Annotated in this window: 12 protein-coding genes and 1 pseudogene; 4 read left to right on the forward strand and 9 right to left on the reverse strand. The window is 36.6% G+C overall.

Features of this window, described 5'->3' with window-relative positions:
* Positions 1–208: 208 nt before the first annotated feature.
* Positions 209–451, forward strand: a complete 243-nt coding sequence (locus ACFIJZ_RS07730) for a hypothetical protein (RefSeq protein ID WP_375631487.1) — start codon at positions 209–211, stop codon at positions 449–451.
* A 364-nt stretch (positions 452–815) separates the two neighbouring features.
* Positions 816–959, forward strand: coding sequence for a hypothetical protein (locus ACFIJZ_RS07735; RefSeq protein WP_375623872.1), 144 nt, complete (start codon positions 816–818; stop codon positions 957–959).
* 1 nt (position 960) lies between these two features.
* On the opposite strand, the gene ACFIJZ_RS07740 is transcribed toward ACFIJZ_RS07735, so the two are convergent.
* From ACFIJZ_RS07740 to ACFIJZ_RS07755, 4 genes are all read right to left on the reverse strand, one after another.
* The gene (locus ACFIJZ_RS07740) at positions 961–1,932 is read right to left on the reverse strand and encodes a WD40 repeat domain-containing protein (RefSeq protein WP_375631488.1); all 972 of its coding nucleotides are present in this window, start codon (positions 1,930–1,932) and stop codon (positions 961–963) included.
* Positions 1,933–1,942: 10 nt separating this feature from the next.
* Positions 1,943–2,965 (reverse strand): CobW family GTP-binding protein, encoded by a 1,023-nt coding sequence (locus ACFIJZ_RS07745; RefSeq protein ID WP_375631489.1) that lies wholly within the window; start codon positions 2,963–2,965, stop codon positions 1,943–1,945.
* A gap of 21 nt (positions 2,966–2,986) precedes the next feature.
* The gene (locus ACFIJZ_RS07750; RefSeq protein ID WP_273791688.1) at positions 2,987–3,730 is read right to left on the reverse strand and encodes a creatininase family protein; all 744 of its coding nucleotides are present in this window, start codon (positions 3,728–3,730) and stop codon (positions 2,987–2,989) included.
* 598 nt (positions 3,731–4,328) lie between these two features.
* Positions 4,329–4,499 carry a hypothetical protein gene (locus ACFIJZ_RS07755; RefSeq protein ID WP_375631490.1) on the reverse strand — a complete coding sequence of 57 codons (171 nt, stop codon included), beginning with the start codon at positions 4,497–4,499 and terminating at the stop codon, positions 4,329–4,331.
* A gap of 1,514 nt (positions 4,500–6,013) precedes the next feature.
* Here ACFIJZ_RS07755 and ACFIJZ_RS07760 point away from each other — a divergent pair.
* Positions 6,014–6,283 carry a hypothetical protein gene (locus ACFIJZ_RS07760; RefSeq protein WP_375631492.1) on the forward strand — a complete coding sequence of 90 codons (270 nt, stop codon included), beginning with the start codon at positions 6,014–6,016 and terminating at the stop codon, positions 6,281–6,283.
* An 898-nt stretch (positions 6,284–7,181) separates the two neighbouring features.
* Here ACFIJZ_RS07760 and ACFIJZ_RS07765 read toward each other — a convergent pair.
* Positions 7,182–8,516 (reverse strand): NAD(P)H-dependent oxidoreductase, encoded by a 1,335-nt coding sequence (locus tag ACFIJZ_RS07765; RefSeq protein ID WP_375631493.1) that lies wholly within the window; start codon positions 8,514–8,516, stop codon positions 7,182–7,184.
* A gap of 163 nt (positions 8,517–8,679) precedes the next feature.
* Between ACFIJZ_RS07765 and ACFIJZ_RS07770 the strand changes: the two genes are divergently transcribed.
* Positions 8,680–9,159, forward strand: a complete 480-nt coding sequence (locus tag ACFIJZ_RS07770; RefSeq protein WP_273791472.1) for a MaoC family dehydratase — start codon at positions 8,680–8,682, stop codon at positions 9,157–9,159.
* 170 nt (positions 9,160–9,329) lie between these two features.
* Here the strand turns inward: ACFIJZ_RS07770 and ACFIJZ_RS07775 are convergent.
* The 4 genes and pseudogenes from ACFIJZ_RS07775 to ACFIJZ_RS07790 form a co-directional block, all read right to left on the reverse strand.
* Positions 9,330–9,485: pseudogene (locus ACFIJZ_RS07775) on the reverse strand (integrase); the annotation flags it as partial.
* 545 nt (positions 9,486–10,030) lie between these two features.
* Complete coding sequence (locus tag ACFIJZ_RS07780) at positions 10,031–10,690, reverse strand: methionine ABC transporter permease (RefSeq protein ID WP_015856780.1); 660 nt, start codon at positions 10,688–10,690, stop codon at positions 10,031–10,033.
* Positions 10,683–11,717: a methionine ABC transporter ATP-binding protein gene (locus tag ACFIJZ_RS07785; RefSeq protein ID WP_273791471.1), complete on the reverse strand. Its 1,035-nt coding sequence runs from the start codon at positions 11,715–11,717 to the stop codon at positions 10,683–10,685. The genes ACFIJZ_RS07780 and ACFIJZ_RS07785 overlap by 8 nt, the downstream gene beginning before the upstream one ends.
* 69 nt (positions 11,718–11,786) lie before the next feature.
* Complete coding sequence (locus ACFIJZ_RS07790; RefSeq protein ID WP_273791470.1) at positions 11,787–12,605, reverse strand: MetQ/NlpA family ABC transporter substrate-binding protein; 819 nt, start codon at positions 12,603–12,605, stop codon at positions 11,787–11,789.
* Between the last annotated feature and the right edge of the window lie 334 nt (positions 12,606–12,939).

The following is a 12,939-nucleotide window of genomic DNA, read 5'->3' on the forward strand; positions in this document are numbered from 1 at the left end:
ACCCAGAAGGCTTTGGTTCAACAGGGGCAGAAGGAGGAGGAACAGAATCTGGAGATGAAGTGTCCTCCGGAACAGAGGGCTCAGATGGCCGAACCTCATCAGTAGAATCTTCAACTGGAACAAACGGTGCAGCATAGGTTGCACAGCAGAAGGGTCCTCTGGAACAGTTGGTACAGAAGGACGTACAGGTTCAACAGGGGTAGAAGGAGTGGGGACAGAATCTGGAGATGAAGGAGATACCGGAATAGAGGGCTCAGATGGACGAACCTCATCAGTAGAATCTTCAACTGGAACAAACGGTGCAGGCATAGGTTGCACAGCAGAAGAGTCCTCTGGAACAATTGGTACAGAAGGACGTGCAGGTTCAACAGGGGCAGAAGGAGTGGGGACAAAATCTGGAGATGAAGGAGATACCGGAACAGAAGACGGTGATAGAAACTCTATGAAATGATTATTAGATGGAATTTTCTAGGAAAAAAACTGCAGTTTAGAAGGCTGCTAGTAGGCAACCTTGCTCTTTAGAGAGGGAAATCAAAAAAATTTTATTTAGGAAAATAGTGTTGAATTCCATTCTTCTGATCGTAGGAATAAATCGTTGTTTTAATGATGATATCAGCTATTTTTTGCCGAATTTTTAAGAAAAATGCTTTTGTGGAAGTATGTAGCCTATATAGATGTTGATAGGGAGTGGGGTTTTCGGTCTTAGGGGTGATGTTTTTATTCTTGTATGGGGGTAGCAATGTTAAAAGGTCAAAAAACATGTCTAAGGTATTTTCTTGTCTAAAGGGGGGAAGGAAAGGAAAAGGGAAGATTTAATGATTACGAAGATTTTAGGAGACTTTGGGGGGGAGATTAGGGAGATAGGATTTCTGAGAGCTCTAGAGATGCAAGGGGATAAGATTTCTGGAGGATTGTGTGGGCATTCTTTATCGGCGATGATTGCGCTTTTGGGTGCTTAATTTAATCAGTGATCTTGATTATACCACATTCACCATTTTCGCTACCGAAGGAGAGGTTTTGCCCTGCTTGATCCCAGTTAAGTGCTGAGATAGCGCTTTTCCCATAACCTTTTAGAAGGACTTCTTTTCCATCATGAAAATGTGCCGCTAAAATCATTCCATCATTGAAGCCTATTGCTACAATTTCTTTGTTTGGGTGGCATGAAACGGTGCTAACAAGCGCATTTGCTCGTGTGCCTAGTTCTAGAGGTGTTTTTCCCATGGGGCCGTCTTTTGTATGAAAGGGCCAAACAATTGCGGCAGAGGCACCTGATGTTGCTAGCCATTTTCCTTTTGCGCTCCAAGACCAGCTTTTGACTTTGCTTGGGTAGCCACTCATCCGTAAATGTTGATTATCAGTGAGACGCCAACCGTGTAAGGCGTTTTCTTGCATCGTGGAAATGACATAGCGGTTGTCTGGTGAAAAGGTGACGCCACAATGAGCTCCTTTCCATACCAATGTGGTGGGAGATATTTGCGTTGATAACCAATGAAGAGTGATGCCATTGTAATGGGCAACGGCAAGTCGTAAACCCTTTGGGGCAAAAGCGAGTCCTTCTACACTACGTTCATGTGTGAGCTCTTGTTGTTCTTTTCCAACATGCGCAAATGCGAGACGTGAGGAGGAAAAAGCAAAAGCTTTTTGTGGACCAAAAGCAACGTTGTTTATCCATTTGCGTTCTTTTTGGCTTAACACTTCCGTGTGATCTGCTGCGGTTGTTTGACAGACTTTTCCATCTTCTCCACCGGTGATGATCGCGGTATTGTCATGGGAAAAATGGCTTGAAATTATTCCTTGGTGAACTTCAACGATTTGTGGGGCTGGATTAAAAAAAACAATGAAACCTTCTACGGAAACAAAGGCTGGTTTATTGCCTATAAAACCGCAGGAAAGGCAGTAACTTTTGAGATCATAATGGGTAATGTTTGGCATTATCACTCACTTATGCGCAATTTTCAAAACCAGTTTTTAATTTTTCAGCATCAAGAGAGCGTCCTATAAAAACAAGGCGACTTTCTCGTTTTTCATCTTCACGCCATGGGCGTTGATGTTGTCCCTCAAGAAGCATATGTATTCCTTGAATGACGTAACGATCATCGTCTCCTTGAAAGGCGATAATGCCTTTAAGGCGCAATATATCAGGTCCTTGTTGCTGTGTAACCTGCTGGATCCAAGGGAAAAACTTTTCTGGTTGCAGAGCATCTGTTTTTAAACTTATAGAAGTGATGGTAATATCATGAATGGGGGATGCGTGATGATGGTCATGATCATGATTACAATCGGGACCACATACATGGTCTGCGTGATGATGGTCAAGAAAATGGGGATCATTATCTAAAGTGCGTTGGAGATCAAAGAAGCCACGATCGAGGAGTTTATCAACAGGGATGTTAACGCGCTCTGTTGTGTAAATTATGGCTCTGGGATTAATGGCCAGAATAAGGGATTCAGCATGGCTGCGTTCTTGTTGGGTGACAAGATCAATCTTATTTAAAAGAATAATATCCGCGAAGGCAATTTGATCTTCAGCTTCACGACTTGTTTTCAGTTGAGAGGGAAAATGCTTTGCATCAACGACCGCTATGACACTATCGAGAGCTGTTTTTTCATGGATAGTATCATCCATGAAAAAGGTCTGTGCTACAGGAACAGGATCAGCAAGCCCTGTCGTTTCTATAATGATCGCATCAAATCGATGAGAACGTTGCATCAGACTTTCCAGAATGCGAATGAGATCACCACGTACGGTGCAGCAAACACAGCCATTATTCATTTCATAAATTTCTTCGTCTGATTCAATGATCAGGTCATTATCAATACCAATTTCACCAAATTCATTGACAATGACGGCATAACGTTTGCCATGATTTTCACTGAGAATGCGGTTGAGAAGGGTGGTTTTTCCAGCACCAAGATAGCCTGTGAGAACCGTAACGGGAAGTTTTTTTGGGTGTGTCGTTTCCATGGAGAGACCCTTTATTGTTCTTTATTGCCATGTGTTTATGTTAAATCGATTGATATCATCAAGTAAATCACGAAGCTGAGACAGAACATGAGAAAAGATTGCTTCACCGGCTTGTGGTGTTGCTTTGCTTGCGTTTCCTGCCGCACCTTGCGTGTTCAGATCTCGCATTGTCCAACCAAAGGCATGAGGACCATAAGCACGTAAATATCGATAATTGGCAATCATATCCGCTTGTTTATTATGAAAATTTTTTGCCTTTTCCATATGGACTTTTTCTGGTGCTAAATAGAGCATGAGAGAGGTTTCGATAAAGCCTCCATGGATATCAAGATGTTGTTGAGACGGCTCTATGAGACCTTGTGGTAAACCAAAACGGCTCCAGCTTGTTGCTACAGCGAGCATGGAAAGGCGCCTTCGTAATTCGGTGATAACGATGCTCATTAAAGGTGAATTGCCTCCGTGAGCATTGAGAAGAAGAAGACGGTTGATCCCTTTGTGATAACAGTTTTCACCAATCTTTATCCATCGCTTAATCGCATCGGAAAAGGTAAGAGTTTGTGTACCTGTAACATCCATATGTTCTATAGAATAGCCAATCTTTTCAACCGGTAAAAGTGCGATATGAAACTGCTCTTTTGTTTGTAAAGTGAGGGCTTTTGCAAAAGCTTCAGCAATAATCCAGTCGGTTTCGAAAGGAAGGTGCTCTCCGTGATATTCGTGTGCGCCCAAAGGTAAAAGAGCGAGAAAAGGCTTGTTAGATACCATAAATTATTGCCTAAAAGAGAAGTTAACATAGACAAAGTGATCGAAGGTGCTGTCACTATTTAATCTATCTATAAGAGAAACGCAAATAGGCGTCTTTTTACATCACATATGGATGCATAAAAATGAGAGCTTTGTTAAAAATAGAGAAGCTTTTATTGAGCAATGCCAACGCAACTTTTCTGTAATATTAGGCAATCTTTCTCAAGATAGTTGTCTTTTGTAAGTATTTCTGATGTATATTATCATTTTTTAATAAGTAAATATTTATGCATATTAAATACTTCACATAAATAATGAAAAAATTATTTTTCATTATTTATTAAAAATGTAATTTTTTTCTGTAAATTACATATTCTTTTTTTATTATAGAGCGAGGATGATCAAAGTATTTCTATTATTACAATAGTACAGACTTTTGTTGCAATCAGGAATTCTATTCAATTATCTGTATATTACAAAAGAATAGAAATATTTGTTGATTGATTTTACTTTGGATAGTGTCTTAACAGATTTTAGTGTTCATGAGAAAAAATAAATATAAAGGGAAGAATTCACGTAAGATAAATTTGTAATCTCATAGAGCAGTTTATAAGATGATTCAGTAAGAAACACCGTTGGATACATAATAAACAGAACGCCATTGTGTTGCACATTGACGCTTTTGTTTTAAAGAAACATTTCTCAAGGTATCCAAGCCTATTTTGCAACGGCGCCCGTGAATAGTATAACGATAAAGCCTTATAATATAAAATCTATTGTGTTCCACCATATTTACACTTTTAAAGTAAAAATGGGTATCATCATTCACTTTGCTAGTTTTCAATACTGTGTTAACAGCGCTTGTTAGTTAAAATACCTCATAAGTGATATTTTCCTTTCTTTAAGTGTGTTTACACACACACCGATCTCGTTTGTGATTTGCAAGTGAAGAAATTTGATTGATTCAATATAAACAGAGTTAAAATTAAGAGAGTTTTATAATCGTCAGCTTTCTCATTCAACATGCAAAACAATAAATTATTATTATAGATTAATATTTTGCGATTAAAGTGATCGGTTGATGAATTTATCATTCAATATCAGTTTTCATGGCGTTATTTTTTCAATGTGCTTACTTAAGTTGGTATTTTAAAAATGCAATTTTTTAGTAAGTTTCTCTATTCCTTTTCTTTCAAGAATTTGATTAATTCTTTATTATTATTATTTATTTTGCACAAATTGAAGACAGTTATGTGAATATTGCTAAAAATTTCGTTCAAAGAGAATTATTTGTTACTAATATAGAGTAAATATAATTACTTAAAATATAAATATGGTTGTGATTTACAATATTGACGAAAAATATGGAATAACTTTTATGAAAATTAAGAAAGAAAGTTTTTTCAGTATTTTGGGGATCATCTCATTTTTCATGACTCTCTTTTTATCTGGTTTTAGGTAGTTTGTTGGTGTTCTAGTATTGCTTATAATTTTTTTGTAAATCTGATAGATTTACTTATTTCATGCGTTTGTTTTATTAGGTTTGAAAGTCAATATTTTGTGTTCTTTATGCTGTATGGGATAAAGGGGGCTGAATTACCTTTTTTAAGATGCTAGCAGTATTTTTTTCTTTTTATATATCAGTAAAAGTTGAGAATCATTTTATTAACGTCTCTTCCATTTGAAAATAGAGATCTTAATTGCTTTTTATAATTTATACCTGTTTTATAGAAAAAGAGTACACTATTTTAAGGTTTATTTATTAGGATAAACTTGTTTTAGATCAAGGTTTTTATTCGCTACCAATTTTATGTTTCAATATTACTGATGAGTTATAGAATAAAAGATTCACTAACAATATTCTATTTTTGTTTTTATTTAAATAATATATAAGTATTATCATTATATTGACAGTTTTAAATGATATAGTTCTTTAAAACTTCATTTTAAATTATTTATAAAATCTCTATTATTTAACTTTTTAAATGAATTTGTTTTTTAATATTTATTATAATGAGAAATTTTATAAATTATTATTACTTTGAAGAATAGAAATAAAAAATGACAAAATATTACTGTTAGTATCTTAAGTTATTATAATGTAAAAGGAATAAATCGTTTTTATCATTTATTGTTTTTTGTGTATTTACATGTAATACATAATGTGTTATATTGTAATAACAAAATTACATATAATGTTTTATTATGTCTGATTATATAAATGATTAAATATAAGTTTTGTTTTTTATATATGTGAAGATTACTTCATTTTTTCAGTGAAGAAAAAGAGGAGCAAAGAAAGCTATGTTTAAAATATTTAAAAATCGTGTATGTTCATTCACTTTTACACTATTTATTCTTTTTTTTGTACAAACTATAGCGGGAAATGCAAGTTTTTTAAAAAATCAATTTCAAGAGAGAATGGCAATTACTATTTCTACATTAGAAAAAAATGTAGCTATTAAAACTGTGAATAGAGCAGTTATTCAAGGCGTTGAGGAACAAGATGGTATTGCTTTGGGGAAAGCTGAAAAAGCTGCTGCCTTTTCAGGTTCAGCTTTTTGGGGGGGGTAGGTATTTTATCACTTCTTGCTTCTTTATGTATTGGGGATGTATTAGGTGCTGTTTTATCTCTTTGGGGAATATTCGTTACACTTTAATAGAAAGATCATCGATAAAGTCGATGACTTTTTTGTTCATTTCATTATGTTGAAAAAAATACATACTTGAAATCATTTATACTGTATTTGATAATAAAATTACTATTCTTAATAATAAATGTAGCTTTTATTAACATTATTAAAGTTCAATGTTTTACATTTATATTTTTTTACAAAGTAGTGTAACCTGATTTTTTATAGTCTATGGTTATTATCCTAGTAATAAGGCTAGTATAATCACTCTCTCTAACAGCCTTTTAATATTGTCTACCTTCTCTCATATGAAGATTATTCATCAAAGGTATATTTTATCCTTTTTAAATTTTTTATCTTTCATAAGGGGATAAAATAAAAAATATCCCTGTATTCATGGCTCTCATGCAATAAGAAAAATGAGAAATTATTATTTATCATTTCAAATTTGTTTGATGTTAAATCCATCAAAAGTATTTTTTACGTATAACAAGTTGTGTTCGTGTATGGACAAAATTATTAAAGAAAAAAAGAGTAAAAATTCTTCTCATTAATCATCTCAAGTGCTATGCGCTGTTGTAATATTGGCAAATAAAATGATGATGCCAGTTTGTAGCTTTATAGAGCAAAGATAGTGATACACAATGAACCTTATGCCATCTCATGGGGTGGTTTATACTGTCGCATTTACGGGACATATTGTGAGAGCGAAGTGGTGATGTGCGTCGTTGGAAAATGCTTTTATTAAAACAGAAGCTTGAATTTTTGATACAAGTGTATTCTGGGTTGTTCTGTTGCGTAAGGGAAGGATACTGTTAAGTAAAGTAATTTAGGAGTGTTTATAGCTTAGCGGAAGAAGGGCAATGAAGTAAAAGGTCTTGTTTAGCACGAAGACGTGCAATCCATTGATCTTCACGAATAGCAGTATTATGTACTGTAATGAGTTCGTTTTTTTTAATTGCGGCTGTTACTGTTGCTTTTTCCAAAAGACCACAAGGAATGGCGTGGTGAGCGCGTGCTTCTGCAATGTTCATTATCCAAGCACGATAAGTATAAAGACCGATAAAGTCTAGCTGATCACCTGGATGTAAATCTTTTTTAGCAACAGCACAGACTTCTACTACGGGATGGCTAAGAGGAACCATATCTTTTTTGCCATAAAGCATAATACGTGCGCAGGTGAGGGGAACTTCCATTGCTGTTAAATGATAGGGGCGATGAAAGGTGAAGTAAGGCCCCTGACCAATTTTTAAATCTTCCATACGTTCGCGTAAACGCGGGTGTGCTATTTCGGCAATGACAAAGACACCAGGTGAAACACCTGGACCTATTGAATAATCTACAACACCATATTGCTGTAAAATACCCCCATCTTGTTTTGGAATAAGCACTTTGTTTAAATCTTGTAGCGCTGCTCGTGGTCCATGCATTCCTGGGCAATCGGGGAGAAGTCCGGTGGCATTGGCAATGGCTGCCATTTCAACCATCGTTTTGGAACCATCAATAAATTCGACCAACATGCGCACATTCATATTACGCCGGTATGCTTCTTCTTCGTAAGCGTCAGGTGTAGCATCAAAGCGCAGAGGATTATTTTTTCCTTTACCCGCTGCAACAATCTTATGTCCAAGGGCTGAAACAAATTCTATGAGTTCCATACAAGCAGTTGGTTCATCGCCGGCACCAAGTGTATAAATGAGCCCTCGTTTTTCTGCTTCATGTTTGAGATAAGCGCCAATTGTAACATCTGCTTCAACATTCATCATGACAAGATGTTTGTTATTCTCAAGCGCTTTGATACCAATTTCTGCTCCTGCTTCGGGATAGCCTGTTGCATCAACGATAATATCAATTTGTTCATGACGTAAAACAAGGTTAATATCATCTGTTGCTGCAATCAAATTTTTTTCAATGCTTTGCGTGAGAGCATAAGTATTTTCAACTTCACAGACATGTCCACCCTCGCCATAGGCTAGTGTAGCGGCATCAAAAATACGTGACGGCGTTCTAGTGGCTACAGCTGCGACTGTTATACCATCCATATGTGCAATACTTGATAATAAATCTGTGCCCATTTCACCACAACCAATCAGTCCAATACGGATGGGAGGATGCTTTTCTGCACGTTGTTTTAAATCATGCGCTAAACCTGTTAGGTTCACATTGCTTGCCATTCTTTTTTCCCATTTGAAAACTATTCTGCTAAAGAACTTTTCTCATTCATAAAGTGCATTTGTTTTTAAGACAATTAATCTTTTATTCTTGATGCTCTAATCAATGGATTTTATAAAAGCAAGAGGGGTGGTTGCTTTTATCAAATAAAATAGGAATAGCGTTATGCAGCAAAAAATAGCAGTACAAGATGTCACCAGTTTTATTGGGAAAGAAATGGGATTATCGGAGTGGCGTCTTGTTACACAGGATATGATTAATCAGTTTGCATGTGCTACAGATGATCATCAATGGATACACGTTGATGAGGAAAAGGCTAAAAAGACACCTTTTGGCGGCACGATTGCTCATGGTTTTTTAACATTATCGCTTTTGTCTACGCTCGCTTATGAGGCGCTTCCAGAGTTAGAAGGGAGCACAATGGGGATTAATTATGGTTTCGATAAAGTACGCTTCATGAGTCCTGTGAAAACAGGGGTACGGATACGTGCGCGTTTTGTGTTAGACGACGCAGAAATTCGCCCTTCTGGTCGAGTGGTTTTCCATTATGGGGTTACGGTGGAAATTGAAAAGTTAAAAAAACCAGCTCTTACAGCTCAATGGCTTATTGTTGCTATTTTGGAAGAAAAACCTTCCAATATCTAGATTATTTGAGTGCTTTATTTTATAAAATTTTTATACAATTCTATTAGAAGTTTCTTCAATGATAATATTGAGAATAATCTATAGGATGATAGATATAGTGGAGCTATCATAGCGTTGATAGCCATAGCAGGTTGCTATTTTCCTAGATTGTTTTGAAGAGGAGTTTCTTAATGAAGATAGTGCATTGCTTCACGCTTTTGTTTATAGCGTTCTTTAATGGGATCATACCCATCACGTAAAACAGAACGCTTCAAATGGAATATACTTGCGTTGCCAATTCACGGGCTTATTTTAAAGAAACATCTCTCAACGCTTGTTACACCCATTTCGCAATGGCGCCTGTGAATGGTATAATGATAAAGCCATTGAGCACCCCTATCTTTTCTTTATGCTTTGTAAAGAAGAAAGCCGACACCATCATATTATATGCTAACCGCCAATGTTAAGACAGGTCTTGGCGCTTGAGATAATTCATAAGAGGCATGCCTTCCTTCCTTTCTTATATAGTTTTTACTCACCCAGCTCTTCCCGCTTGTAACGTGCAAGCGAGAGGTTTTGGTTGATTCTATATAAGTTCAATATGTTCTCTAAGGTTGGGAAAGGTCGTGACCAATGTCTTAATTTGACATGATAATTTATCATTTTTATGTTAAGAGAGAGTCTCACATACTGTGAGATCTCTTATTTTATCCCCTTTTATATTCAATCAATTAAAACTATTTTCTTTCATTTTACAAACGGATGGGGAGAGATAAAAACTGTTTAAGAAAAAAGTTCCTAATCTCTTATGAGCGTTTTCGATAGGCAAGGGGGAAGCACTTTGGAAGTGGCAAAGAGGATGATGGTATTGGCATGTGAAATTCTAAGTCTTTTAATGTTTTGTTTTATCAAGTTTTTGTACGATTTTATCAGAAGTCCATTGGGTTATAATATTGAGCATGATCAAAAGGATGATGACGATGGTCATGATGAAGGTATTATAGCGTTGATAGCCATAGCGGATTGCCATATCCCCTAAACCGCCTCCACCAAGATATCCAGCAAGTGAGGTGGCTCCTATGAGAGAAATGACCATGACTGTAAAACCTGTAATCAGGCTAGGGAGAGCTTCAGGAATAAGAACATGTCTGATAATTTGAAGACGGCTTGCCCCCATAGAGCGGATCGCTTCAATAAGACCGTTTTCAACGGTTTTAAAAGAGAGTTCCGCCATGCGTGCATAAAAAGGGATAGCTGAAATGGTCAGTATAAAAATTACAGCAGGCATTCCTATCCCTCTTCCTACAACGATACGCGTAACGGGAAGAAGATAAAATGCAAGAATAATAAAGGGAATGGCACGAATACTGTCAATGATCATGCTTAAAGGGCGATTGATGAGAGATGAGGAAAAAATCCCCCCGCGTGCTGTTGTGTGAAGAAGAAGACCAAGGGGAAGCCCTATAATAAATGCCATAAAAGAAGCACTAAGTGTCATCAATATTGTATCAATAACAGCTTGGGGAAGTTCATGAGACAGAACATTAAACATAGCCTAAGACCTCACAATATCGTCCTTTTTTCGTTAACCATTGAACAGCTTTTTCTAAAGCTTCTTTATCTTCTCCAGGAAGAGCCAAGAAGAGTCTCCCGATGGTTTCATCTTGAACTGTATCAATGCCACCATGCAAAATACGTGCTTTTAAACCACTCTCATTTTCTAGAAGATGAAGAAAAGGCTGCTGGGCAATTTCACCGGCAATATTAATTTCAATGACAGCTTCTCGTCCGATTGGTTTGAGATTTTTCGCAAATTTTTCAGGAAGTTGCGGGGTGACAAGCTTGAGCATGGCTATGGTTGTATCGTCTTGCGGTGATGTAAAGATGTCTTTCACACGTCCTTCTTCTACAATGTTCCCCTGATTAAGAACAACAACGCGATGCGCTATGGTGCGCACAACTTCCATTTCATGGGTGATGAGCACAATCGTGAGATTGAGGTGTTTATTAATATCAGCAAGGAGCTCTAGAATAGATTGTGTTGTTTCAGGGTCAAGAGCAGAGGTAGCTTCATCTGATAACAATATTTTAGGATTAGCAGCGAGCGCACGAGCAATGCCAACGCGTTGTTTTTGCCCCCCTGACAATTGTGCCGGATAGCAATATTCTTTCCCAGATAACCCAACCAATTCAATCAGTTCAAGGGCACGTTTGTGGCGTTGTTTTTTACTTACACCACTTAATTTAAGCGGCAATGCAATGTTATCAAGAATATTTTGCGATGAGAGAAGATTGAAATGTTGAAAAATCATCCCAATTCGTTGACGGTAAGGCGCCCATTCTATCTCTGATAGATTGGAAATATCAACACCTTCAAAAAAAATGGACCCTGCATCAATCTTCTCTAACCCATTTAAACAGCGGATAAGTGTTGATTTTCCTGCTCCACTGCGCCCAATAATGCCAAGGATTTCACCAGCATGGATATTTAAAGAGAGATTATTAATTACCGGAATACCAGCCGTTTTGTTAAAACAACGGCTGATGTTTTTTAAGGAGATAAGAGTAGGTTTTTCCATTCACAATTACTCGGACATTTGGCACAATTACTCGGACATTTGGCACAATTACTCGGATATTTGGCACAATTACCAAGATGTTTGGGCGGTTTTGCCAAAAATCTCTTTGATTTTTGCACGGATAAGATCGTTATTGTAAGCGGCAACTAATTTTTTAACCCATGGCTCATCTTTTTCGCTCGTGCGTACAACGATGATATTATCATAAGGATTATTTTTTGCGCTCTCCCATGCGACTACATCTTTTTCGAAGTTTAATCCGGAAACAATAGCCCAGTTTGTGTTTATAATTGCAAGATCAAAATCGTCAATAGCTCGCCCTAACATACCGGCATCGAGCTCACGAATTTGCAGGTTTTTAGGATTTTCGATAATATCAAGCGGAGATGCAAGAATATTATGAGGATCTTTTAATTTAATGAGACCTAAAGAATTGAGAAGAAGTAAGGCTCTTCCACCATTAGATGGGTCGTTCGGAATACCAACATGTGCACCATCACGAAGATCTTTTAAGTCTTTTATTTTGTGTGAATAAACACCGATTGGAGCAATAAATGTATAGCCGACAATTGAAAGTTTATAGCCACGTTGTTTCATTTGTTCATTAAGATAAGGGGCGTGCTGAAAAGCATTCGCATCGATCTCTCCTGCGTTAACAGCGTCATTAGGCAAAGCGTAATCAGAAAAATAAACGAGTTCAATATCTAAACCGTCTTTTTTAGCCTGTTCAGCAGCAGTTTTCCAAATAATCGCATCCCGCCCTTCCATAATACCAAGTTTGATTTTTGATTTGTCTGTAGCCATGACAAAGACCGTAGATAAAAAAAGAGCAAAGAGAGAGAGAAATAATCCTATAATCCGACTACGAGAAAAAAATTTTAATGTCATGTACTTTTAACTTTCTTTTCCAGGAGATTTTTTGAGGGAAGTGTCAATATGCTCTGTATTTTTTTAGGGAGATTTAAAGTTATACAAGCTTTAGAGAATATTCAATCACTTTTATTTTTTAAAGAGTATTATTTTTCCTTCTATTTTAGTTGTTTTGAGGGCTGATCATCATTCATTCTCAGAAATGCTCTGAAATTCGGGCAATCAATTCTTCTATTGCAATCATTTGTTGAGGGAACCAATGACACTTAAAAAACTTCTTTAAGGGACGATTGGTTGAAGAACCGGACAATCAGATGATGCTTTAGCCGTAAATTCATGAAGAACATACTGC

This window comes from Bartonella sp. CL70QHWL (assembly GCF_042194855.1).
Lineage (GTDB): Bacteria > Pseudomonadota > Alphaproteobacteria > Rhizobiales > Rhizobiaceae > Bartonella.

Coding starts and splice junctions, on each gene's coding strand:
- ACFIJZ_RS07765 (WP_375631493.1), bottom strand. CDS start 8,516: ATGGCAAGCAATGTGAACCTAACAGGTTTAGCGCATGATTTAAAACAA.
- ACFIJZ_RS07750 (WP_273791688.1), bottom strand. CDS start 3,730: ATGGTATCTAACAAGCCTTTTCTCGCTCTTTTACCTTTGGGCGCACAC.
- ACFIJZ_RS07770 (WP_273791472.1), top strand. CDS start 8,680: ATGCAGCAAAAAATAGCAGTACAAGATGTCACCAGTTTTATTGGGAAA.
- ACFIJZ_RS07790 (WP_273791470.1), bottom strand. CDS start 12,605: ATGACATTAAAATTTTTTTCTCGTAGTCGGATTATAGGATTATTTCTC.
- ACFIJZ_RS07735 (WP_375623872.1), top strand. CDS start 816: ATGATTACGAAGATTTTAGGAGACTTTGGGGGGGAGATTAGGGAGATA.
- ACFIJZ_RS07760 (WP_375631492.1), top strand. CDS start 6,014: ATGTTTAAAATATTTAAAAATCGTGTATGTTCATTCACTTTTACACTA.
- ACFIJZ_RS07755 (WP_375631490.1), bottom strand. CDS start 4,499: ATGGTGGAACACAATAGATTTTATATTATAAGGCTTTATCGTTATACT.
- ACFIJZ_RS07785 (WP_273791471.1), bottom strand. CDS start 11,717: ATGGAAAAACCTACTCTTATCTCCTTAAAAAACATCAGCCGTTGTTTT.
- ACFIJZ_RS07780 (WP_015856780.1), bottom strand. CDS start 10,690: ATGTTTAATGTTCTGTCTCATGAACTTCCCCAAGCTGTTATTGATACA.
- ACFIJZ_RS07740 (WP_375631488.1), bottom strand. CDS start 1,932: ATGCCAAACATTACCCATTATGATCTCAAAAGTTACTGCCTTTCCTGC.
- ACFIJZ_RS07745 (WP_375631489.1), bottom strand. CDS start 2,965: ATGGAAACGACACACCCAAAAAAACTTCCCGTTACGGTTCTCACAGGC.